General features: G+C 59.3%; 24 protein-coding genes. 13 read left to right on the top strand and 11 right to left on the bottom strand.

The genetic code is table 11. From position 1 onward, the window contains the following. Positions 1 to 3 precede the first annotated feature (3 nt). The 4 genes from moaC to ACOI6Z_RS09270 are packed head-to-tail and all read left to right on the top strand — an operon-like array spanning position 4 to position 1,937. Positions 4 to 492, top strand: coding sequence for a cyclic pyranopterin monophosphate synthase MoaC (moaC, locus tag ACOI6Z_RS09285; RefSeq protein ID WP_004886142.1), 489 nt, complete (start codon positions 4 to 6; stop codon positions 490 to 492). Next, a complete protein-coding gene (gene moaD / locus ACOI6Z_RS09280) occupies positions 485 to 733 on the top strand; it encodes a molybdopterin synthase sulfur carrier subunit (RefSeq protein ID WP_023288922.1) in 249 nt (82 codons plus the stop codon). Before moaC ends, moaD begins: the two co-directional genes overlap by 8 nt. Position 734: 1 nt before the next feature. Further along, complete coding sequence (gene moaE, locus ACOI6Z_RS09275; protein WP_023288923.1) at positions 735 to 1,187, top strand: molybdopterin synthase catalytic subunit MoaE; 453 nt, start codon at positions 735 to 737, stop codon at positions 1,185 to 1,187. A gap of 45 nt (positions 1,188 to 1,232) precedes the next feature. Then, positions 1,233 to 1,937, top strand: a complete 705-nt coding sequence (locus ACOI6Z_RS09270; RefSeq protein ID WP_032455204.1) for a Bax inhibitor-1 family protein — start codon at positions 1,233 to 1,235, stop codon at positions 1,935 to 1,937. A 544-nt stretch (positions 1,938 to 2,481) separates the two neighbouring features. On the opposite strand, the gene ACOI6Z_RS09265 is transcribed toward ACOI6Z_RS09270, so the two are convergent. The 3 genes from ACOI6Z_RS09265 to ACOI6Z_RS09255 are packed head-to-tail and all read right to left on the bottom strand — an operon-like array spanning position 2,482 to position 5,446. Beyond that, entirely contained in the window at positions 2,482 to 3,447 is a 966-nt protein-coding gene (locus ACOI6Z_RS09265; RefSeq protein WP_023288925.1) for a lysylphosphatidylglycerol synthase domain-containing protein, read from the bottom strand. Further along, positions 3,444 to 4,688 carry a cardiolipin synthase ClsB gene (clsB, locus tag ACOI6Z_RS09260; protein ID WP_065812178.1) on the bottom strand — a complete coding sequence of 415 codons (1,245 nt, stop codon included), beginning with the start codon at positions 4,686 to 4,688 and terminating at the stop codon, positions 3,444 to 3,446. Before clsB ends, ACOI6Z_RS09265 begins: the two co-directional genes overlap by 4 nt. Continuing rightward, complete coding sequence (locus tag ACOI6Z_RS09255; RefSeq protein WP_023288927.1) at positions 4,685 to 5,446, bottom strand: endonuclease/exonuclease/phosphatase family protein; 762 nt, start codon at positions 5,444 to 5,446, stop codon at positions 4,685 to 4,687. Before ACOI6Z_RS09255 ends, clsB begins: the two co-directional genes overlap by 4 nt. 131 nt (positions 5,447 to 5,577) lie before the next feature. Between ACOI6Z_RS09255 and ACOI6Z_RS09250 the strand changes: the two genes are divergently transcribed. Further along, positions 5,578 to 5,988: a YbhQ family protein gene (locus tag ACOI6Z_RS09250; protein WP_012542390.1), complete on the top strand. Its 411-nt coding sequence runs from the start codon at positions 5,578 to 5,580 to the stop codon at positions 5,986 to 5,988. On the opposite strand, the gene ACOI6Z_RS09245 is transcribed toward ACOI6Z_RS09250, so the two are convergent. The 6 genes from ACOI6Z_RS09245 to ACOI6Z_RS09220 all read right to left on the bottom strand — a co-directional run bounded on the left by ACOI6Z_RS09245 (position 5,950) and on the right by ACOI6Z_RS09220 (position 12,692). Next, entirely contained in the window at positions 5,950 to 7,056 is a 1,107-nt protein-coding gene (locus ACOI6Z_RS09245) for an ABC transporter permease (protein ID WP_420687223.1), read from the bottom strand. The two genes, ACOI6Z_RS09250 and ACOI6Z_RS09245, sit on opposite strands and share 39 nt — an antisense overlap. A gap of 129 nt (positions 7,057 to 7,185) precedes the next feature. Beyond that, a complete protein-coding gene (locus tag ACOI6Z_RS09240) occupies positions 7,186 to 8,319 on the bottom strand; it encodes an ABC transporter permease (protein ID WP_023288929.1) in 1,134 nt (377 codons plus the stop codon). Continuing rightward, entirely contained in the window at positions 8,309 to 10,048 is a 1,740-nt protein-coding gene (locus ACOI6Z_RS09235) for an ATP-binding cassette domain-containing protein (RefSeq protein WP_023288930.1), read from the bottom strand. The genes ACOI6Z_RS09240 and ACOI6Z_RS09235 overlap by 11 nt, the downstream gene beginning before the upstream one ends. After that, complete coding sequence (hlyD, locus tag ACOI6Z_RS09230) at positions 10,041 to 11,036, bottom strand: secretion protein HlyD (protein ID WP_023288931.1); 996 nt, start codon at positions 11,034 to 11,036, stop codon at positions 10,041 to 10,043. The genes ACOI6Z_RS09235 and hlyD overlap by 8 nt, the downstream gene beginning before the upstream one ends. Next, positions 11,036 to 11,695 carry a transcriptional regulator CecR gene (gene cecR, locus ACOI6Z_RS09225; protein WP_023288932.1) on the bottom strand — a complete coding sequence of 220 codons (660 nt, stop codon included), beginning with the start codon at positions 11,693 to 11,695 and terminating at the stop codon, positions 11,036 to 11,038. Before cecR ends, hlyD begins: the two co-directional genes overlap by 1 nt. Positions 11,696 to 11,768: 73 nt before the next feature. Next, a complete protein-coding gene (locus tag ACOI6Z_RS09220; protein WP_065812177.1) occupies positions 11,769 to 12,692 on the bottom strand; it encodes a LysR substrate-binding domain-containing protein in 924 nt (307 codons plus the stop codon). Between ACOI6Z_RS09220 and ACOI6Z_RS09215 the strand changes: the two genes are divergently transcribed. The 8 genes from ACOI6Z_RS09215 to ybiB all read left to right on the top strand — a co-directional run bounded on the left by ACOI6Z_RS09215 (position 12,684) and on the right by ybiB (position 22,001). Then, positions 12,684 to 12,821: a hypothetical protein gene (locus tag ACOI6Z_RS09215; protein ID WP_032428692.1), complete on the top strand. Its 138-nt coding sequence runs from the start codon at positions 12,684 to 12,686 to the stop codon at positions 12,819 to 12,821. The genes ACOI6Z_RS09220 and ACOI6Z_RS09215 overlap by 9 nt on opposite strands. A 288-nt stretch (positions 12,822 to 13,109) precedes the next feature. Continuing rightward, the gene (locus ACOI6Z_RS09210; protein WP_065812176.1) at positions 13,110 to 14,444 is read left to right on the top strand and encodes an MFS transporter; all 1,335 of its coding nucleotides are present in this window, start codon (positions 13,110 to 13,112) and stop codon (positions 14,442 to 14,444) included. A 50-nt stretch (positions 14,445 to 14,494) separates the two neighbouring features. Continuing rightward, a complete protein-coding gene (locus tag ACOI6Z_RS09205) occupies positions 14,495 to 15,244 on the top strand; it encodes an SDR family NAD(P)-dependent oxidoreductase (RefSeq protein ID WP_044521813.1) in 750 nt (249 codons plus the stop codon). Between the two features lie 13 nt (positions 15,245 to 15,257). Further along, complete coding sequence (locus ACOI6Z_RS09200) at positions 15,258 to 16,103, top strand: transketolase (protein ID WP_023288936.1); 846 nt, start codon at positions 15,258 to 15,260, stop codon at positions 16,101 to 16,103. Beyond that, a complete protein-coding gene (locus tag ACOI6Z_RS09195; RefSeq protein WP_050532951.1) occupies positions 16,103 to 17,095 on the top strand; it encodes a transketolase family protein in 993 nt (330 codons plus the stop codon). Before ACOI6Z_RS09200 ends, ACOI6Z_RS09195 begins: the two co-directional genes overlap by 1 nt. Before the next feature lie 215 nt (positions 17,096 to 17,310). Continuing rightward, complete coding sequence (gene rhlE, locus ACOI6Z_RS09190) at positions 17,311 to 18,654, top strand: ATP-dependent RNA helicase RhlE (protein WP_065812175.1); 1,344 nt, start codon at positions 17,311 to 17,313, stop codon at positions 18,652 to 18,654. Between the two features lie 192 nt (positions 18,655 to 18,846). Then, positions 18,847 to 21,003, top strand: coding sequence for an ATP-dependent DNA helicase DinG (gene dinG / locus ACOI6Z_RS09185; RefSeq protein WP_065812174.1), 2,157 nt, complete (start codon positions 18,847 to 18,849; stop codon positions 21,001 to 21,003). A 29-nt stretch (positions 21,004 to 21,032) separates the two neighbouring features. Further along, complete coding sequence (ybiB, locus tag ACOI6Z_RS09180; protein ID WP_048334492.1) at positions 21,033 to 22,001, top strand: DNA-binding protein YbiB; 969 nt, start codon at positions 21,033 to 21,035, stop codon at positions 21,999 to 22,001. A gap of 109 nt (positions 22,002 to 22,110) precedes the next feature. Here ybiB and ybiJ read toward each other — a convergent pair whose 3' ends face one another. Continuing rightward, positions 22,111 to 22,371: a DUF1471 family protein YbiJ gene (gene ybiJ, locus ACOI6Z_RS09175; RefSeq protein ID WP_004176772.1), complete on the bottom strand. Its 261-nt coding sequence runs from the start codon at positions 22,369 to 22,371 to the stop codon at positions 22,111 to 22,113. A 285-nt stretch (positions 22,372 to 22,656) separates the two neighbouring features. Next, the gene (locus ACOI6Z_RS09170; RefSeq protein WP_023288941.1) at positions 22,657 to 22,923 is read right to left on the bottom strand and encodes a DksA/TraR family C4-type zinc finger protein; all 267 of its coding nucleotides are present in this window, start codon (positions 22,921 to 22,923) and stop codon (positions 22,657 to 22,659) included. Positions 22,924 to 22,937: the final 14 nt, after the last annotated feature.

Below are 22,937 nucleotides of genomic sequence, written 5' to 3'. Positions count from 1 at the left end.
TTTATGTCACAACTGACCCATATTAACGCCGCGGGCGAAGCCCATATGGTGGATGTCTCCGGCAAAGCGGAAACGGTGCGCGAAGCGCGCGCTGAGGCTTATGTCGAGATGCAGGCGACGACCCTGGCGATGATTATCGACGGCAGCCACCATAAAGGCGACGTTTTCGCCACCGCGCGTATCGCCGGGATCCAGGCGGCCAAGCGCACCTGGGAGCTGATCCCGCTGTGCCATCCGCTGATGCTCAGCAAAGTGGAAGTCAATCTGCAGGCGCAGCCGGAACATAACCGGGTGCGCATCGAATCGCTCTGCCGCCTGACCGGCAAAACCGGCGTCGAGATGGAAGCCCTTACCGCCGCCTCGGTTGCCGCGCTGACCATTTACGATATGTGCAAAGCGGTGCAGAAGGATATGGTGATTGGCCCGGTGCGTCTGCTGGCGAAAAGCGGCGGCAAATCCGGCGATTTTAAGGTGGACGAACGCCATGATTAAGGTTCTGTTTTTTGCCCAGGTGCGCGAGCTGGTGGGTACTGATTCGCTGACTCTCGACGCCAGCGACCTGGCCACCGTTGAGGCTGTGCGTCAGCAGCTTGCCGCTCGCGGCGATCGCTGGGCGCTGGCCCTGGAGGAGGGCAAACTGCTGGCGGCGGTTAACCAGACGCTGACCGCCTTTGACCATCCTGTCGCCAGCGGGGATGAAGTGGCGTTCTTCCCGCCGGTCACCGGAGGCTGACATGACGCAAACTCGTATCGTCGTTAGCCCGGCGCGCTTTAGCGTCGGCGAGGAGTATCCCTGGCTGGCCGAACGCGATGAAGACGGCGCGGTGGTCACCTTCACCGGCAAAGTGCGCAATCACAACCTCGGCGATAGCGTGAAAGCGCTGACCCTCGAGCACTATCCGGGGATGACCGAGAAATCGCTGGCGGAGATCGTCGACCAGGCGCGCGAGCGCTGGCCGCTGGGCCGGGTGACCATTATCCATCGCATCGGCGAAATGTGGCCGGGGGAAGAGATTGTGTTTGTCGGCGTCACCAGCGCCCACCGCGGCAGCGCCTTCGCCGCCGGCGAGTTTATGATGGACTACCTGAAAACCCGCGCGCCGTTCTGGAAACGCGAGGCGACGCCGGAGGGCGAGCGCTGGGTCGACGCCCGCGACAGCGATCGCCAGGCGGCAGAGCGCTGGTAGTGTGATACGCTTACAGAGTGAAACTTTGTTAATCAGGAGAGAGTCATGGACAGATATCCGCGTTCCGATTCAATAGTGCAGGGCCGCAGCGGCCTGCAGACTTATATGGCGCAGGTGTACGGCTGGATGACGGTTGGCCTGCTGCTGACGGCGTTTATCGCGTGGTTTGCGGCTAACACCCCGGCGGTGATGATGTTCGTCTTTTCGAGCAAAATCACCTTCTTCGGGCTGATCATCGCCCAGCTGGCGCTGGTGTTTGTGCTGTCGGGGATGGTACAGCGGCTGAGCGCCGGGATGGCGACCACCCTGTTTATGCTCTATTCGGCGCTCACCGGGCTGACGCTGTCGAGCATTTTTATCGCCTATACCTACTCATCTATCGCCAGCACCTTTGTGGTCACTGGCGGGATGTTCGGGGCGATGAGCCTTTACGGCTACACCACTAAACGCGATCTGAGCGGCTTCGGCAGCATGCTGTTTATGGGGCTGATTGGCATCGTGCTGGCGTCGCTGGTCAACCTGTGGCTGAAGAGCGAGGCGCTGATGTGGGCCGTGACCTACATTGGGGTGGTGCTGTTTGTCGGCTTGACCGCCTACGACACCCAGAAGCTGAAAAATATCGGCGAGCAGATTGATACCCGCGACAGCGCCACGCTGCGTAAATACTCGATCCTCGGCGCCTTAACGCTGTATCTGGATTTCATCAACCTGTTCCTGATGCTGCTGCGTATTATGGGCAATCGCCGCTAACCTCTTTATATCAAGGGGTTGCATCTCAGAACGCCCGGCAAGCGCAGCGCCGCCGGGCAAGCATTGATTACCTTTCAGGCAACCCTGTTGCGCCGTTTTTTTGCCGGGTGGCGGCTGCGCCTGACCCGGCCTACAGGGTGTCGTTCATTTGTTCACCATTGTTGCTGAAACTGCCGGTGCTGACGGCCTCAAAATCGCTGAGACGTTCCCGGAAGGCCGGGGCAGCCCGCATGGATGCGGGCTGAGGGCCGTGTTTTGCATGGATGCTGCCTCGGCCCGACCCGAAGCCTGCAGGGATAAGTCGAAGGGACCACGCAGTGGCGATTTTGCTGGCCGGAGCCCGGGGGTACAGGGGGCGGCGGCGACTGGCCGCCCCCTGTGCGCTCCCCGCGCCGTAAGAGACATAACGCAGAAGACTAGCCGGGAGCGCAAACTACGCTGAAGCCACAGATAACATAAACAACCCCACGGCAGTGCTTCCCCTCTCCCGGAAACAGTCCGGCTGGCGTTCAGGCCCATGCAAGCGCAGCGCCGCCGGGCGATTTCACTCGCGGGCCAGCTTGCGCTGGTTCTTTTGCCGCAGCTTTTTCGCCCGACTCTCCAGCAGCAGATAGGCCACCGTCGCCAGCAGCAGCGGCAGGAAATAATAGAGCGCGCGCCAGGCGAGGAGGGCGGCGATGATCGCCCCCTTCGAAATCTCTTCCCCGGAGAGCATGGCGATAAACACCGCCTCCAGCACGCCAATCCCGGCCGGGATGTGGATAATCACCCCGGCGATACTGCTCACCAGCAGCACTCCCAATACCAGGAAATAGTTAATCTCGCTGCCCAACAGCAGCCAGATGATCGCCCCCATCGCCATCCAGTTCGCCGCCGAGACCCCCATCTGCAGCAGCGCGAATCGCCAGGAGGGCAGCACCAGCCGCTGGCCTTTGATCGTCAGGTGACGGCGTTTGGCGAACGCGCAGCCGAAGAGATAGCACAGCGTGAGAAATAGCATCGCTCCGCCGATAATCCGCAGGGTGGTCTGGCTGATGTACCAGTGCGACGGCAGCTTCACCAGATCCGCCGTAAAGATCACCCCACCGAGCAGGATATAGCCCAGCCAGTTGGTGGTGATGCTTAAGGAAAAAATACGGGTGATGGTGCTATTGTTCAGCCCCAGCCGGGAGTACAGCCGGTAGCGCATGCCGATGCCGCCGACCCAGGTGCTGAGGGTCAGGTTGAAGGCATAGCAGATAAACGACACCAGCATTACCTGGCGTTTCGCTAGCTTGTGTCCGCACCAGGCGCGGCCAAGCAGATCGTAGCAGCCGTAGATCAGATAGCTGACGATGACCAGCGCAATGGCGCTGAACAAGGCCAGCCGATCGTAGCCGCGGATCACCTTCCACACTTCCTGCCAGTCGACCTTCTGCGCGTAAATCACCAGCAGGACGATCACGGCGATAAAAAAGAGCACGGTCAGCACTCTTTTTGCCATCCGCCAGCGCGGGTGCGATTTGCTCATAGTGGATTATCCCTGGTAGGTGACTCGACGCGATCCTGCGTTTCAATCTCCGGCTGCACCGGCGGGCTAACCCTGGCCAGCCGCGGAGTATGGGCCGGCAGCCAGCCGACCCACGCCGGAAAGTGGCGCAGAAAGTGGAAGGCCATCACGCTCACCCCCAGCCGCCACCAGTTGCGTTTCGGCAGCATTGCTTTATCGATCCGCTGGCAATCCCGGGCGATAAGCCCGTTAAGGTTATCGCGCAGCGTCTGGTTAAACACCCGGTCGTGGATGATCAGATTGGCTTCCAGATTCAGCGACAGGCTGAGCGGGTCCAGGTTGCTCGACCCGACGGTGGCCCAGTGGTCGTCCGCCAGGGCGACTTTGCCATGCAGCGGACGGCGGCGATATTCGTAGATCTGCACGCCGCCTTTGACGAGGTAGTGATAGAGCAGGTGGGCGCCAAATTTCACAATTGGAATATCCGGTTCGCCCTGGACGATCAGCTTCACCCGCACCCCGCGCCGCGCGGCATTGCGCATCGCATGCAGCAGACGGTAGCCGGGGAAAAAATAGGCGTTCGCGATTATCACCTCCCGGCGGGCGCTGGTCAGCATCTTCAGGTAGTGGCGTTCGATATCGTCGCGGTGATCCTGATTATCGCGCCAGACGAACAGCGCCTGCGCCTCGCCGGGGGTCTGGTTGATCTCCGGCTGATGGCGACGACGGCGCCACCAGCGGCGGGTGGTTTCGCTGTTGGGCAGATTCTCCAGTTCGAACTGCAGAATATCGAGCACCACCGGCCCCTCGACCTGCACCGTGTAATCCTGCTTCGCCTCCGGGCCATAGTCGCTCATATGTTCGGCGGAGTAGTTAATGCCGCCGACAAAGGCGGTGGTGTCGTCGATCACCACGATTTTACGGTGCATGCGACGGAACAGGTTAGTGCGCATTCCCATCAGCTTAGGGCGCGGATCGTAATAGCGGAAAATCACCCCGGCGGCGGTCAGTTCGCCGACAAACTCATCGCTAAGATCCGGCGAGCCGTAGCCGTCAAGCAGCACTTCCACCTGGATGCCGCGGCGGGCGGCCTTCAGCAGAACCGCGTGCAGCTGTCGGCCGACCTCATCTTCAAACCAGATAAAGGATTCGAGGATAACCCGCCGGCTGGCGCGACCGATGGCCGCAAACAGCGCCGGATAGTACTGGTCGCCGTTCTCCAGTAGCGTAATGCGGTTGCCTTCCTGCCAACGACATTTCACAAATGAATCTCCACGCTAAGGGGTGCATGATCGGACAGATGCCGCCACTGTTTGAGGGCCAGCGCCTTCGGGCGGCTGGCGTGGGCGTTCTTGACGTAAATGCGATCGAGGCGCAGCAGCGGAAAACTGACCGGAAAGGTGCGCGCCGGGCGTCCGCGGGCGCGGGTAAAGATCTCTTCCAGCCCCGCCTGGGCTTTTAACGGCTGGTTAGCCTGCTGACGCCAGTCGTTAAAATCCCCAGCCACCACCACCGGCTCGCCGGCGGGCAGGGTGTTGACCCATTCCGTCAGCATCCCCAGCTGCGCCTGCCGCTGGTCGGCACGCAGTCCGAGATGGACGCAAATGACGTGAATCGTGACGCCGCTCTGAGGCGGCACGATGCGGCAGTACAGCAAGCCGCGTTTCTCCCCGTTGCCGACCGAGATATCGCGATTCTCATAGTATTCAATCGGGAAGCGCGACAGCACGGCATTGCCGTGGTGACCTTCCGGATAGACCGCGTTGCGCCCATAGGCGTAGTCGCTCCACATGGTGTCGGCGAGAAATTCGTAATGGGTCGTATCTGGCCAGTTTTCGATATGCAGCGGGTGAACTTCGTGAGCGCCCATCACTTCCTGCAGGCAAACTATGTCAGCGCTGACGCTGCGAACGGCTTCGCGCAGCTCGGGCAAAATAAAACGCCGATTAAACGCCGTAAAGCCTTTATGGGTGTTAATTGTCAGCACGTTCAACGAAAATCCCGACGTTGGCTCAGCCATAATTCTCCAGTAAATGTCACTTTCCTGAATAAAATAGTGTAGTAGACGTCACAAAAAGATGCGGTGTTACGGAATTTTCCGTAAAGTGCGGTACTCTGAGTAGCAGAGAAAAATCCTTCAGGAGAGAAGCCATGAAGTGGCAACAACGTGTACGCGTCGCAACAGGTCTTAGTTGCTGGCAGATTATGTTGCATCTACTGGTCGTGGCAGTGCTGGTGATGGGATGGATGAGCGGCGCGCTGGTGCGCGTCGGATTAGGGCTGTGCGTCCTCTACAGCGTCACGCTGCTGGCGATGCTGTTTCTGCAGCGTCATCACGAGGCGCGCTGGCGCGATGTGGGAGACTTCCTTGAGGAGCTCACCACCACCTGGTACTTCGGCGCCGCCATGATAGCGCTGTGGCTGCTGTCGCGCGTGCTGCACAACAACCTGCTGCTGGCCCTCGCCGGGCTGGTGATACTGGCAGGCCCGGCGGTGGTCTCGCTGCTGGCGAAAGATAAAAAATTACGCAATCTTTCTTCGGAACATCGCATACGCCGCTGAGCCGGTGGTGGCCGCTATGACCAGTAGCGGCCACAAACTTCCCCACACAATCTCCAGACTCGCATCCTTCAGATAAATTTGCTTGGTGATATCGGTAAAGTGGCGGATCGGGTTTATCCAGGTCAGATCCTGCAGCCACTGCGGCATGTTTTCCACCGGTGAAACGTAGCCGGAGAGAAGAATCGCCGGCATCATAAAGACGAACACGCCGATAAACGCCTGCTGCTGCGTGGCGCACAGCGATGAGATCAATAAGCCAAAGCCCACCAGCGATAAACCGTAAATCACCATGGTGAAATAGAACAGCAGCAGCGAGCCGGCAAACGGGATCTGATAGGCCCAGATACCAATCGCCAGCACGATAGTCGCCTGCAGGGTGGCGACGATCAGCGCCGGCACCGCTTTACCAACAAAGATTTGCCAGGTGGCGAGAGGCGAGACCAGCAGCTGATCGAGGGTGCCCTGCTCGCGCTCGCGGGCCACCGACAGCGAGGTGACGATCATCACCCCGATGGTGGTGATCATGGCGATGAGCGACGGCACCACGAACCACTTGTAGTCGAGATTCGGGTTATACCAGTTGCGCACCACCAGTTCGCTATTGTTCGGCTTCGCTTTGTCCTCCAGCAGTTCCTGCTGGTAATTTTTCACGACCTGATGCAGATAGTTGGCGGCGATTTGCGCGCTGTTGGAGTTGCGCCCGTCAAGCAGGAGCTGCAGCGGGGCGGTTTGATAGTTGTCGAGGTTGCGTGAGAAATCCGCCGGGAAGCGCACCACCAGCAGGGCTTTTTGTTCATCGATGGTCGGCTGGATCGCCTGCGGGCTTTTCAGCAGCAGGACGTGGGTAAAGGCTTTGGCGCGGGCAAAGCGCTGAGTGAGTTCCACCGCGTGGCGACCGCTGTCCTCGTTATAGATGGCGATGGTGGCGTTGGTCACCTCCAGCGTCGCGGCAAAGGGAAACAGCAGCACCTGAATCAGCACCGGCATGATTAAAATCGCCCGCGTCTGCGGTTCGCGCAGCAGCGACTGCAGCTCTTTGCGGATCAATGTCCATAAACGGTGAAACATAATAGCTCCTTTGGCCCATTCAACAACGCCGGGCGGCACTGCGTACGCCCGGCCTACGGGTTCGGCGAACCGTATAATCGATGTTGGTTAAACCGTAGGCCCGGTCAGCGCAGCGCCACCGGGCAAAACCTAATCCAGACGCCGTTTGGTTTTCAGCCACGTCAGGCCGATAAACATCACCGCCGAAGCAATCAAAAACAGCACATTCACCAGCAGCACCACCGGAATATTGCCCGCCAGAAACAGGCTTTGCAGGGTGTTGACGAAATAGCGCGCCGGGATCACATAGGTCACCGCGCGGATCACCGCCGGCATGCTGTCTATCTGGAAAATAAACCCGGACAGCATTATCGACGGTAAAAAGGCGGCGTTCAGCGCCACCTGCGCGGCGTTAAACTGGTTGCGGGTGATCGTCGAGATCAGCAGTCCCATCCCCAGGGTGCTGAGCAAAAACAGACTGGTGATGACAAACAGGATCGGCAGCGAACCGCGATAGGGGACGCCGAGAATAAACACCGACACCAGCATACACAGCAGCATCGCCAGCATGCCGAGGAAGTAGTAGGGGATGAGCTTGCACAGCAGCAGTTCAGCGCGGGTGATCTCCGTCGACAGCAGCGCCTCCATGGTGCCGCGCTCCCATTCGCGGGCCACCACCAGCGAGGTCAATATGGCGCCGACCACGGTCATGATAATGGTGATCGCCCCGGGGATAATAAAGTGCTGGCTGATGGCCGCCGGGTTAAACCAGTAGCGCATCTGCACGTCGATCAGCGGTTCAAAGGTCTCGCCGCGGTCTTCCGCCCGCTGCTGCTGCCAGATCTGCCAGATACCCTCCACGTAGCCCTGGGCGAAGTTAGCGGTATTGGGCTCGCTGCCGTCGGTGATGAGCTGGAGCGGCGCAGTGGCGCCGGGGCGGGCCATCTGGCGGTCGAAGTCCACCGGAATAACCACCATCGCGCGGATGCGACCGGCCTGCATCAGCTCAATTAGCCGCTGGCGATTGTCACTGACGGTGGCGTCGATATAGGGCGATCCGGTCATGGTATGCACGAAGTCCAGCGCCTCTTCGCTCTGCTGCTCCAGCAGAACCCCCACCCGCAGCTTGCTGGAGTCGAGGTTAATGCCGTAGCCGAAGATAAACAGCAGCAGCAGAGGGATCACCACCGCAATCAGCCAGCTGCTGGGATCGCGGACGATCTGCCGGGTCTCTTTGACGCACAGGGCGCGGACCCGCCGCCAGGAGAGGAGATTACTGCTCATGGCCATTCTCCTTATCCCAACGGTTAATCAGGGTAATAAACGCCTGCTCCATGGTCGGGTCCGTCTGGTTGTCATCCGCCGCCTGGGCCTTCAGCGCGTCCGGGGTGCCGCTGGCGATAAGCTTGCCGTGATAGACCAGCCCAATGCGGTCGCAATACTCCGCTTCATCCATAAAGTGAGTGGTGACCATCACCGTCACCCCTTTATCCACCATGCTGTTGATATGCAGCCAGAACTCGCGACGGGTGAGGGGATCGACCCCGGAGGTGGGTTCGTCGAGAAAAAGAATGTCGGGCTCATGCATCAAGGAGCAGGCCAGCGCCAGCCGCTGCTTATAGCCGAGCGGCAGCTCGTCGGCGGCGTGGCGGGCGATGCTGTTCAGACCGAAGGCATCGCTCATGCGGGCAATTTTGTCATTTTGCGCCCGGCCGCGCAGGCCGTAGACCCCGGAGAAAAAGCGCAGGTTCTGCTCGACGCTGAGGTTGCCGTACAGCGAAAATTTTTGCGCCATATAGCCCAGATGCTGACGCGCCTTGCCGGAGCTGACCTTGAGATCCATCCCCAGCACCAGCGCTTTGCCGGAGGTGGGCACCAGCAGGCCGCACATCATTTTGAAGGTGGTGGATTTCCCTGCGCCGTTGGGGCCGAGCAGGCCGAAGATCTCGCCGCGCTTGACCTGGAAATCGACGTGGTCGGTGGCGGCGAAATCGCCAAATTTTTTAGTCAGCGACTGCGCCTCAATCACCGTTTCGTCTTTGCTGCCGTCAACGCGATGGATAATCGCCCCCAGCGGCGATTCGGCGGTCCCGGCGCCGCCGAGCAGGTCGATAAAGGCGTCTTCAAAGCGCGGCGCGGTGTCGGTCACCTGCAGCGATGGCATATCGTCATGTTGCTGAACCTCATCGATGCGCGCCTCCTTTTTCAGGATCAGACGCACCGATTTGCCCTGAATCACGCCGTCGCTAACCTGCGGCAGCTTCAGCGCCCGCTGCAGCAGGCGGCGGTTGTTCTCCTGCGGGCTGGAGACCAGAAAGCTGCGCCCGGCCATGGTTTGCGTCAGGGCCGTCGGCTCCCCTTGATAGAGCAGTTTGCCTTCGTTCATCAGCAGCACATCGCGACACTGCTCGGCTTCATCGAGATAAGAGGTGCTCCACAGGATCAGCATGCCGTCGCCGGCCAGCTCGTGCACCATCTGCCATAGCTCGCGGCGAGAGATCGGATCGACGCCGACGCCGGGCTCATCCAGCAGCAGCACCTTCGGGTCACCCACCAGGGTACAGGCGAGCCCCAGCTTTTGCTTCATGCCGCCGGAGAGCTTGCCCGCCAGCCGCCCGGTGAACGGGCCAAGGGCGGTGAATTCCAGCAGGCGGTCGAAAATTTTCTTCCGCGCCTCGCCGGTAACGCTGCGTAGATCGGCGTACAGGGTGAGGTTTTCCATCACCGTCAGATCTTCATACAGGCCGAACTTCTGCGGCATATAGCCGAGCACCGCGTGCAGAGCGCTGTCGTCTTTTAGCGGATCAAAGCCAATCACCCTGGCGCTGCCCTCATCAGGCTTAAGCAACCCGGCGAGCATCCGCATGAGGGTGGTTTTCCCTGCGCCGTCGGGGCCTACCAGTCCCGTGACGTAGCCGGCGCGGATCGTACAGGTCAGCGGGGCCACCGCTGGCCTGTCCATCCCGGGGAAACGGCGGCTCAGGCCGTTTAAGGCGATGACGGCCTCACTCATGTCCGTTCCCGTTGTCAAAGGAGACGGTCACCGGCATCCCCTGGCGCAGCGCGCCGTCGGCGTCGGTTACCACGATGCGCAGACGGTAGACCAGATCGGTGCGCAGGTCCGGCGTCTCGACAGTCTTCGGCGTGAACTCAGCGCTCGGCGAGACAAAGCCGATTTTGCCGTGATAGGGCTTATCCGGCCGGCTGTCGGTATAGAGCAGCACTGCTTGTCCCGGCTGCGCCTGGCCAAGGTTTTTCTCGTCAACGTAGGCGCGGACCCATACTGGATGGGTCAGGGAGAGGGTTAGCACGGTGCCGCCGGCGTTGAGCATGGTGCCGGGCTCGACGGCGCGGGTCATCAGCGTGCCGTCGGAAGGGGCGGTCAGCACGGTGTCGTGCAGGTCCAGTTTAGCCTGGGCCAGCGCCGCCTGCGCCTGTTCGAGGCTGGCTTTGGCCTGGGCTATCTCCTGCGGACGATTGCCGGCGCGGTATTGACGCAGTTTATCCTGCGCTGACTTCAGCGTTGCCTGCGCCTGGTCGCGCGAGGAGCGGGCGTTCTCCAGATCGTTGGCGGAAATGGCGCTGCTGGCGCGTAAACCCAGCTGGCGCTGATAAAAGTTTTGCGCGTAGTCGTAAGCGGCCTGCGCCTGATTCACTGCCGCCGCGGCCTGGGCAATCTCTTCCGAGCGGTAGCCGGCCATCATCAGGTCATACTGCGCCTGGGCGGTGGAGACGTTGGCCTGCGCCTGCAGCAGGGCGTTTTCATAGGGGGCACGGTCAAGCTCGCCGAGGGTTTGCCCGGCGCGGATGCTGTCGCCTTCGTCGACGGTCAGCGAGGCCAGTCTGCCGCCGACGCGGAAGCTCATATTGACGGTGCGGATATCGACATTGCCATACAGAGTCAGCGGCTGCTGCCGGCTGCTCTGGTACCACCACCAGCCGCCGCCCAGCGCGGCGAGAAGAATCACGATCAGCAGAATGACGACGACGGGTTTTTTCATCAGCCCAAACTCCTTTGCGATAACCCATGCAGAATGAAATCGATATGACAGGTAATGACCTCAAAAATCTGTTCGGTTTTTTGCGCGTCAAACTGCGTCCAGCCGGTGCGCAGCAGGATGGTTTCACGCCCGAGACGGAAAGCGAGCACCTCGCCCAGCAGGGCGTGGGTATGGAGGATCATTTGCGTATCACCGGCATCGCGACCCGTCCAGGCGGCGATCAGCCGGGTGAGATAGTGGTGCAGGGGGGCGATCACCTGCTGGTGGATCAGATGGTACGCGGCGGTGGGCGCCAGCTGTTCCCGGGAAATAAATTTGCTCAAGTTGACCGTATCATCCTGGGTCAGCAGCAGAATCATGTTATGGCAGGCGCTGAGGATGAGGGCGCGGATCGCCTGGCGATCCGGCGACTCTCCGGCGAGCAGGGCCTCCGCCGCTTCGGCGTGCGGGCGAAAATTGTCACCGATAAAATCGGCGATCCACTGGCCGCAGGCGAGATACAGGTCGTCTTTCGAGCCAAAATAGTAGGTGATAGCGGCGATATTCTGCCCGGCCTGGGCGGCGATATCGCGGGTGGTGGCATGCTGGCCGTACTCGCCAAACTGGGCGATAGCGGCCGCGATAAGCTGGCTTTTTGCCTGTTCGCCTTTGCTGGTCATCGCGCTCTGAAAAAATTAATCAATCGATTGATTAACTTTAGGCGCCGACTGGCGGTTTGTCCACCAGCCTGGACTAAATATGAAAACCGTCTTCCTGTAGCTCCCCGGCGACCCAGGCGAAGAAGCGCTGGACCTTTTCCTTCTGTTCATTGGCGTGGGGAAGGACGAAGTGGTGCGCGCCGACCGGCATACTCCGCTCGTCGGCAAACACCGGCGTCAGCTGCCCCTGACGCACGTGGCCGCCGGCCAGCAGATTGCTTTCCAGGATCACCCCCATCCCCATCCGGGCCGCCTCGATGCTCATGTACGACCGGTCGAAATTAAAGATAAAGTTTTTGTGCCAGCCGCGGACCTTGTGCCACGACAGCCAGTTGCTCCAGTTAATTAAGGTGCTGTCGGAATGGATCAGATCGCAGGCCAGCAGATCTTCCGGGGCGCGAACCGCATGGCGGGCTAAATAAGAGGAGGCGCTGTAGGGCAGGACGCACTCATTTTTAATGGTCCTGACCAGCAGCGTTGGCCACTGCGACAGCCCGTGGCGAATATCGATATCAATATTATCCCGGGAGAACTGAATGCTTTCGTAAGAGCAGGTCAGGCTAATTTTTAGCTCCGGCCATGCCTGACGGAATTTATTCAGCCGCGGCATCAGCCACAGCAGGCCGAAGCTCGGCGCTGAGTGAATGCGTAAATAATCCTGATGAATATCGTTGATCACCTGGCTGGTGGCCTGGCCAATCATATTCAGCGCTCCGGAGACCTCTTTGAGATATTTTTCTCCCACTGCGGTTAACATCACGCCTTTGCTGCTGCGGGAGAACAGTTTTTTTCCCAGCAAGTGCTCCAGACTGGCTATCTGGTGGCTGACCGCCGAGGCGGTAATGTTGAGGTTCTCTGCGGCCAGGTTGAGGCTGCCGGTTGCGGCGACTTCAATAAAAGCCTGGATATTGCGTAAAGAGGGCATCGGCAGATTTTTATTGGGCAGCGGTTGACTCATGGCGGCATCCTGCGCGGGGCGCGAATAAAAGAAAATGGCGAACAGCGTGGCGCAGCCGTGATGAACAGCATAGGGAAAAGCGAAAATAACCTTTTAATTTGTGATGGGCTTAACAATTTATCTCGTTAAAATCGCGCCTCTCAGTAAACGCTAAAATTTGCGGGGAGTCACTAACTCAATTTTTCTCAATCATAATTGAGCTTTTTTGAATACCTTTTCATTTTTGGGTTGTTATATTCCCCTCACAGGTCTGATCACAAACTGCGATGCGCTTGGGTCGCAATAATAAAACACCTAACCACCTGTTTCGCTGTGCGAAAAGACATGTCTCTCTTGTTGCGCCAGGGCGCGTGAAACGCGGCGAACCCAGGCGGCAACCTACGGCGAAGTGGATGAGGTATAAGATGAGGAAACCCTATGTCACGTATAGATACGCTGGTCTGTACTGACGCCAGGAAAACAAAATATCGTTATGTGGTTTTGACGATGATTTTCCTGGTGTATGCCATCAATTACGCCGACAGAACGAATATCGGCGCGGTACTGCCGTTTATCATTGATGAATTTCATATCAATAATTTTGAGGCCGGAGCGATTGCCAGTATGTTTTTCCTCGGCTATGCGGTCAGCCAGATCCCGGCCGGCTTTTTCATCGCCAGACGCGGCACTCGAGGGCTGGTTTCGCTATCTATTTTCGGCTTCTCCGCTTTTACCTGGCTGATGGGCACGGTGAGCTCCGTATTTGGCCTGAAGCTGGTGCGGCTGGGCTTGGGGCTAAGCGAAGGTCCCTGCCCGGTGGGGCTGGCGTCGACGATAAACAACTGGTTTCCGCCGAAAGAGAAAGCCACGGCAACCGGCGTTTACATCGCGGCGACCATGTTTGCCCCGATTATCGTGCCGCCGCTGGCGGTGTGGATTGCGGTGACCTGGGGCTGGCGGTGGGTCTTTTTCTCCTTTGCTATTCCCGGGATCGTAGCAGCGATAGCGTGGTACCTGTTGGTGAAGTCAAAGCCCGCGGAAAGCGGATTCGTATCTCCAAGCGAACTGGCAGAGATTAATGCCGGGCGGGACAGCCATCATAATGACGGTGTACGTGAAAATATATTAATCGCCGATCGCTTCACCTGGCTGGATAAAATTATCCGGGTGAAAAAAATGCCGCCTGTGGATACGGCGAAGGGATTATTTACCTCAAAAAATATTCTCGGAGACTGCCTCGCATATTTTATGATGGTCAGCGTGTTATATGGATTATTAACCTGGATCCCGCTGTATTTAGTGAAAGAGCGCGGTTTCGATGTGATGAGTATGGGGTTCGTGGCCAGTATGCCGTGCATCGGCGGCTTTATTGGCGCGATTGGCGGCGGATGGATTTCGGATAAATTATTAGGCCGTCGGCGTAAACCAACCATGATATTCACAGCGGTATCAACCGTAGTCATGATGTTAATTATGCTGAATATACCGGCAAGCACCCTGGCGGTCTGTATTGGTTTATTCTTTGTCGGTTTCTGTTTGAATATCGGCTGGCCGGCTTTTACCGCCTACGGTATGGCCGTTTCGGACAGCAAAACCTATCCGATCGCCTCTTCCATTATTAATAGCGGCGGCAACCTCGGCGGATTTGTGGCGCCGATGGTGGCCGGTTTCTTACTGGATAAAACGGGGAGCTTTAATTCTGTCTTTACCTATTTTGGTATCTGCGCCGCAATCGGTTTGGTGGTGATTCTTTTCCTCGATGAGCCACAATAACGAAAATAGATCCTGTTAATTAATATGACGTAATGTCATGGAGTGAAACTATGTTATTAAAAGATAAAGTCGCCATTATTACTGGCGCGGCCTCCGCACGCGGTTTGGGTTTTGCGGCCGCGAAATTATTCGCCGAAAACGGCGCGAAAGTGGTCATTATCGACCTCAATGGCGAAGCCAGTAAAACCGCCGCGGCGGCGCTGGGCGAAGGCCATCTCGGCCTGGCGGCGAACGTCGCCGACGAAGTGCAGGTGCAGGCGGCCATCGAACAGATTCTGGCGAAATACGGCCGGGTCGATGTGCTGGTCAATAACGCCGGGATCACCCAGCCGCTGAAGCTAATGGACATCAAGCGCGCCAACTATGACGCGGTGCTCGATGTCAGCCTGCGCGGCACGCTGCTGATGTCACAGGCGGTGATCCCCACGATGCGGTCGCAAAAATCCGGCAGCATCGTCTGCATCTCGTCCGTTTCCGCCCAGCGCGGCGGCGGTATTTTCGGCGGTCCGCACTACAGCGCGGCAAAAGCCGGCGTGCTCGGCCTGGCGCGGGCGATGGCGCGCGAGCTTGGCCCGGACAACGTCCGCGTTAACTGCATCACCCCGGGGCTAATTCAGACCGACATTACCGCCGGCAAGCTGACGGACGACATGACGGCCAATATTCTTGCCGGCATTCCGATGAACCGCCTCGGCGACGCGGTGGACATCGCCCGCGCCGCGCTGTTCCTCGGCAGCGACCTCTCTTCCTACTCCACCGGTATCACCCTGGACGTTAACGGCGGCATGTTAATTCACTAAGCGAGGCACAGAGATGAACATCACCGAATCACAAAAAGTCGCCGCGGCGGCGTGGCGTATCCGCCGCTATGCCCTGCAAATGGGGGAAGTTCAGGGGCAGGGCTATATTGGCCAGGCGCTGGGGTATGCCGATGTGCTGGCTACCGCCTTCAGTTACGCCATGACCTATCGCCCGGAAGATCCTGAGTGGGAGGGGCGCGATCGCTTCCTGCTTTCTCATGGCCATTACGCTATCGCTTATTATGCCGCGTTGCTGGAGGCGGGCATTATTCCGGAAGCGGAACTGGAAACCTACGGCTCCGACGACAGCCGCCTGCCGATGTCCGGCATGGCGACCTACACCCCGGGGATGGAGATGTCCGGCGGCTCGCTGGGGCAGGGGCTGTCTATCGCCGTCGGCATGGCGCTCGGCCTGCGGCAGAAACAGAGCAAGGCCTGGGTCTATAACTCGATGTCCGATGGGGAGCTGGATGAAGGTTCGACCTGGGAAGCGGCGATGTCGGCGGCTCACTATGGCCTGACCAACCTGATTAACCTTGTCGACGTCAACAAACAGCAGGCCGACGGCGATTCACGCAAAATCCTCGGCTTTGAGCCGCTGCAGGATAAATGGGCCGCCTTCGGCTGGTACGTGCAGCGCGTGGACGGTAACGATCTGTCGGCGGTGATGGCCGCCTTTGACAACGCGAAAAGTTATTCCGGCAACCAGCCGCGGGTCATTTTATGCGACACGCTGATGGGCAAAGGGGTGCCGTTCCTCGAAACCCGCGATAAGAACCATTTTATTCGCGTCGATGCCGACGAATGGCAAAAAGCGATTGCGGTGCTGGACGCTAACAAACCGGAAGGAGTGCTGTAATGAGCCAGAGTAAACCCCGTTTAAAAACGTCGGCGATGATCGCTTCGATTGCCGATGAAGGCCAGGCCACCGTCTCTGCGCCCTTCGGCGTCGCGCTGTCGAAACTCGCGGCGCAGCGCCCGGCGATCGTCGGTATGACCGCGGACCTGTCAAAATATACTGACCTGCATATTTTCGCCCAGGCCTTCCCGGATCGCTTTTTCCAGATGGGAATGGCGGAGCAACTGCTGATGGCGGCGGCGGGAGGCATGGCGAAGGAGGGATTTATTCCCTTCGCCACCACCTATGCCGCCTTTGCGACCCGTCGCGCCTATGATTTTATTCATCAGGTGATCGCTGAAGAGCATCTGAACGTCAAGATTTGCGCGGCGCTACCGGGCCTGACGACCGGCTATGGCCCCAGTCATCAGGCCACCGAAGATCTGGCGATCATGCGTGGTATCCCTGGAATGGTCATCGTCGATCCCTGCGATGCGCTGGAGATTGAGCAGGCGGTACCGGCCATTGCCGATCATCATGGCCCGGTTTATATGCGCCTGCTTCGCGGGAAGGTGCCGCTGGTGCTGGATAAATACGACTATCAGTTCGAACTGGGCAAAGCGAAGCTGCTGGAGGACGGCAACGACGTGTTGATTATCTCCTCCGGGCTAATGACCATGCGCGCGCTGGAGGCGGTTGAAAAGCTGCGGGACGATAATATCAGCGTGGCGGTCCTGCACGTGCCGACCATCAAACCGCTGGATGAACAAGCGATTATTGAACAGGCGTCGAAGCCGGGTCGCCTGGTGGTCACCGCCGAAAACCACACCGCGGTCGGCGGGTTAGGAGAGGCGGTGGCCGCCCTGCTGATGCGCAATGGGGTTCGCTGCGAGCTGGATACCGTAGGGCTGCCTGACGCGTTCCTGTTAGCCGGCGCGCTGCCGACCCTCCACGATCGCTACGGCATCTCCACCGCGAAGATCGTTGAAAAAATTAAGTATCGTCTGCGTTAACCGCGCTGCGGCGACCCGCCTGGCCGCTGAGCGCCCTCAGCGGCCTTCTTCCCCCCGCCAGCCAGGCGCGGCATTCTTTTGCAGATTTTATGCGGCCTGTCACAAAATCTGCTAGACTGCGCCCCTTCATGGCATTGTGGTTTTTGCCATCTCTTATCGCAATAATCTCCCTGAAAACTACGCCCTTCACCGGGCCGGGGCGGTTCGGAGTTGTTATGTCTTTTGATTCCCTTGGCCTGAATCCCGATATCCTGCGCGCTGTCGCTGAGCAGGGCTACGTTGAGCCGACCCCTATCCAGCAGCAGGCGATCCCGGCGGTACTGCAGGGCCGCGACCTGATGGCCAGCGCCCAGACCGGCACCGGTAAAACGGCGGGCTTTACTCTGCCGCTGCTGCAGCGCCTGATCCAGAACGAGCCGCACGCGAAGGGTCGTCGCCCGGTGCGCGCGCTGATCCTGACCCCGACCCGCGAGCTGGCGGCGCAGGTGGGCGAGAACGTGCGGGATTACAGCAAATATCTGAATGTTCGCTCGCTGGTGGTGTTCGGCGGCGTGAGCATCAACCCGCAGATGATGAAGCTGCGCGGCGGCGTCGATATCCTCGTCGCCACCCCGGGCCGTCTGCTGGACCTGGAACACCAGAACGCCGTCAGCCTCGATAAAGTGGAAATCCTCGTACTGGATGAAGCGGACCGCATGCTGGATATGGGCTTTATCCATGACATCCGCCGCGTACTGGCTAAACTGCCGCCGCGTCGGCAGAACCTGCTGTTCTCGGCGACCTTCTCCGACGAGATCAAAGGCCTGGCTGAGAAACTGCTGCACAACCCGCTGGAAGTGGAAGTGGCGCGTCGCAACACGGCCTCCGAGCAGATCACCCAGCACGTCCATTTTGTTGACAAAAACCGTAAGCGCGAACTGCTGTCGCAGCTTATCGGCGAAGGCAACTGGCAGCAGGTGCTGGTCTTTACCCGCACCAAGCATGGCGCCAACCACCTCGCGGAGCAGCTCAACAAAGACGGCATCCGCAGCGCGGCGATCCATGGCAACAAGAGCCAGGGGGCGCGTACCCGCGCGCTGGCCGACTTTAAATCCGGCGGCATTCGCGTGCTGGTGGCGACCGATATCGCCGCCCGCGGTCTGGATATCGAAGAGCTGCCGCACGTAGTGAACTACGAGCTGCCGAACGTGCCGGAAGATTATGTCCACCGTATCGGCCGTACCGGTCGCGCCGCGGCCACTGGCGAAGCCTTGTCGCTGGTGTGCGTGGATGAGCACAAGCTGCTGCGCGATATCGAGCGCCTGCTGAAGAAAGAGATCCCGCGCATCGCGATTGCCGGCTATGAGCCGGATCCGTCCATTAAAGCCGAGCCTATCCAGAACGGTCGCCAGCAGCGCGGCGGCGGTCGTGGTCAGGGACGCGGCGGCCAGGGGCGCAGCGGACAGCCGCGCAGCCAGAGCAGCGCCCCGCGTCGTCAGGACGGCGAGGCGCCGAAAGCGCGCACTCAGGACGGCAAACCGCCGCGCCGCCGTCGCCCGCGTAAACCGGCTGGCGAATAACAGGCTGATGCCCGGACCGCGAGAATGCGGTTAAGCACGGCTCAGGCCCGTCTGTCCGCTACGCGGCGGCGGGCCTTTTTCTTTCCATTACACTATTTGTCGAGCACGCTTCCACACTGAGCAGAAAGCAATACCTCCGGGCGGGCAAAAATGGCACAATAGTGGCTGTTTATACAGTATTCAGGTTTTCTCATGGCTTTGACCGCTGCGCTGAAAGCGCAAATCGCCGCCTGGTATAAGGCGCTTCAGGAACAGATCCCGGACTTTATTCCCCGCCCCCCGCAGCGGCAGATGATCGCTGATGTGGCGAAAACCCTCGCCGGGGATGAGGGCCGGCATCTGGCTATCGAAGCGCCGACCGGCGTGGGTAAAACGCTGTCATATCTGATCCCCGGCATTGCCATCGCCCGTGAGGAACAAAAAACGCTGGTGGTCAGCACCGCCAACGTCGCCCTGCAGGATCAAATCTACAGTAAAGACCTGCCGCTGCTGCGCAAGATCATCCCCGACCTGCGCTTCACCGCCGCCTTCGGTCGCGGACGCTACGTCTGCCCGCGCAATCTGACGGCGCTGGCCAGCACCGAGCCGACGCAGCAGGATCTGCTGGCCTTCCTCGACGACGATCTCACCCCGAACAACCAGGCCGAGCAGAAGCTGTGCGCGACGCTGAAGCAGGATCTCGACAGCTACCGCTGGGACGGCCTGCGCGACCATACCGACAAAGCCATCGACGATGGGCTGTGGAGCCGGTTGAGCACCGATAAGGCCAGCTGCCTGAACCGCAACTGCCACTACTATCGGGAGTGTCCGTTCTTTGTGGCGCGGCGGGAAATTCAGGAGGCGGAAGTGGTGGTGGCCAACCATGCGCTGGTGATGGCGGCGATGGAGAGCGAGGCGGTGCTGCCGGAGCCGAAAAACCTGCTGCTGGTCCTCGATGAAGGCCATCATCTGCCGGACGTCGCCCGCGACGCGCTGGAGATGAGCGCCGAGATCACCGCCCCCTGGTTTCGCCTGCAGCTGGATCTGTTCTGCAAGCTGGTGGCTACCTGCATGGAGCAGTTCCGCCCGAAAACCACGCCGCCGCTGGCCAATGCGGAGCGGCTCGCTGGCCATTGCGAAGAGCTGTTCGAGCTAATTGCGTCGTTGAATAATATTCTCAATCTCTATATGCCCGCCGGTCAGGAAGCGGAGCATCGCTTCCCGATGGGCGAACTGCCGCAGGAGGTGATGGAGATCTGCCAGCGGCTGGCGAAGCTCACCGAGACGCTGCGCGGGCTGGCGGAGCTGTTCCTTAACGATCTCAGCGAAAAGACCGGCAGCCATGACGTGGTGCGCCTGCATCGGGTGCTGCTGCAGATGAACCGCGCCCTCGGCATGTTTGAAAGCCAAAGCAAGCTGTGGCGTCTGGCGTCGCTGGCGCAGTCCTCTGGCGCGCCGGTGACCAAATGGGCGACGCGGGTGGTGCGCGACGGCCAGATCCACGTCTGGTTCCACTGCGTCGGCATCCGTGTCAGCGATCAGCTTGAACGACTGCTGTGGCGCAGCGTGCCGCATATCGTGGTGACGTCAGCGACGCTGCGCTCTCTAAACAGCTTCTCGCGCCTGCAGGAGATGAGCGGCCTGAAGGAGAAAGCGGGCGACCGCTTCGTGGCGCTGGATTCGCCGTTCAACCACGTAGAGCAGGGGAAAATTATTATTCCTCAAATGCGCTATGAACCGCTGATGGATAACGAAGAGCAGCACATCGCCGAGATGGCGGCCTATTTTCGCCAGCAGGTGGAGAGCAAGAAACATCTCGGGATGCTGGTGCTGTTCGCCAGCGGGCGAGCGATGAATCGCTTCCTGGAGCATGTGACCGATCTGCGCCTGATGCTGCTGGTGCAGGGCGACCAGCCGCGCTACCGGCTGGTGGAGCTGCATCGCAAACGGGTGGAAAGCGGCGAGCGCAGCGTGCTGGTGGGCCTGCAGTCCTTCGCCGAAGGTCTCGATTTAAAAGGCGATCTGTTAAGCCAGGTGCATATCCATAAAATCGCCTTTCCGCCCATCGACAGCCCGGTAGTGATCACCGAAGGCGAATGGCTGAAAAGCCTCAATCGTTATCCCTTCGAGGTACAGAGTTTGCCCAGCGCCTCCTTTAATCTTATTCAGCAGGTGGGACGTCTGATCCGTAGCCATCACTGCTGGGGAGAGGTGGTGATTTACGATAAGCGTCTGTTGACCAAAAACTACGGCTCGCGTCTACTGAACGCGTTACCTGTTTTTCCCATAGAGCAGCCGGGCGTCCCGGAGGTTATAGTAAAACGTAAAGCAAAACAGACAGCAAAACAGACAGGCCGCAAACGTCGTTGACGCCGGCGCGTGACGCAACAGGGGGAGCCATGGAGTACAGCAAAATTATAAAAGAGGTGGGCCGCGGTAAGAATCATGCCCGCGACCTGGATGAAGAGACCGCCCGTGCGCTCTACGCGCGGATGCTGAACGGCGAGGTGCCGGAGCTGGAGCTGGGGGGAATATTAATCGCCCTGCGCATCAAAGGCGAAGGCGAAGCGGAGATGAAAGGCTTTTACGCCGCGATGCAGCAGCATACTCTGCGCCTGACCCCGCCGGCAGGCAAGCCGATGCCGATCGTTATCCCCAGCTACAACGGCGCGCGCAAGCAGGCGAACCTGACGCCTCTGCTGGCGATGCTCCTGCACAAGCTGGGGTTTCCGGTCGTGGTTCACGGCGTCAGTCACGATCCGACCCGGGTGCTGACCGAGACCATTTTTACCCTGCTGGACATTCCGGCTACCCGGCATGCCGGCCAGGCTCAGGCGCAGCTGGAGGGGCATGAACCGGTATATATCCCGGTGGGGGCCTTCTGCCCGCCGCTGGAGAAACAGCTGGCGATGCGCTGGCGGATGGGCGTGCGCAACAGCGCCCATACGTTGGCCAAACTGGCCACGCCGTTTGGCGAAGGGGAGGCGTTACGTCTCTCCAGCGTATCGCATCCGGAATATGTTCCCAGGGTGGCGGGCTTCTTTCGCGAGACCGGTGGCCGCGCGTTGCTGATGCACGGTACCGAAGGCGAAGTGTATGCCAACCCGCAGCGCTGCCCGCAGATCAGCCTGATCGATGACCAGGGCGTGCGGGCGCTGTGCGACCGTCAGACCGAGGCAGCGGCGGAGGAAGTCATTCTGCCGGCCTCGAAAGATCCCGAAGTGACCGCGCGCTGGATCGAACGCTGCGTCGCCGGCGTCGAACCGGTACCCCACTCGCTGAAGATCCAGCTGGCCTGCTGTCTGCTGGCCTGCGGGGAGGTCTCAACCCTGGAGCAGGGGCTCAGCCGCGTCAACGACTGCTGGTGATTGGCTCGGCAGAATAAAAAAAAGCCCGTCCGGTGGCTCGGACGGGCAAGGCAAGGGTATTAAAGGTCTTTTCAGGGTTAATTCAGTGGCTTACAAGGTTGAGCTGCGATTATTTATAGATAACCGCGGTACCGCTCAGTTTGTTGTTGGTGTTAGCGGAAGTGATGCTATAGCCGGTTGCGCCAGCGGCTTCGGCTTTAGCAGCCAGTTTCGCTTCCAGACCATCTAACGTGGTTGCGCCTTGCGCAGACACCACGCCGATCTTATTCATGCTTTCAGCCTGAGCGGGGGTAACCGGCTCGGCGGCAAAGGCGCCGAAGGAAAGGGCGGTCAGAGCGATGGCAGCGGCAGCATATTTGATGTTTTTCATAGTTAATCTCTCGCAGGTTGTTCTGTTCAGGGGACGATGTTCCGTCGATGTGATAAGTATCACGCTTTTTTGCGGGAGATAAAATCGAAGGAAATTCACAGTCTTCATCTAATTTTTTGAATGATTAATAATTTACTGATTATTAATAAATTATTTCTCATTCTTTTCGTCTGATGGCGGAGCGAGGGGGACCGGCACGCTTAAGGGCACATATTGCGACATTTATCGCCAAAAAGTGTGCGCGAAAAGATAATGCGAAAGGCTGTCATGAACGGTAAAGGAAAGTCAGCGTAGCTGGCTATCCTTGGAACCACGGCGATTATATCCTGAAAATGTATTGTTATGTAAATCTTTCTCCTGCTGGCACTTCACGCAGTATCTCACCCCGGGTATCGCCTGTCGGCGCGCCTCTGGAATCGGCTCTCCGCATTCATCACAAAATTTGTTGCTTTCGCCGTGCGGAAGCTCGCGGCGGGCGCGAGCCACCGCATCGTCAATGGTGCTGTCGATCTGATCCTGTACGGCGCCGTCGCCTGCCCAACCTGATGCCATTGTCTGCCTCCTGT

The sequence above is a fragment of the Klebsiella sp. C239 genome (genome assembly GCF_048822715.1).
GTDB classification, from domain to species: Bacteria; Pseudomonadota; Gammaproteobacteria; order Enterobacterales; family Enterobacteriaceae; genus Klebsiella; species Klebsiella quasipneumoniae.
The sequence above is the reverse complement of the archived record's forward strand: the minus strand, read 5'-3'. Positions and strand labels throughout refer to the sequence as shown.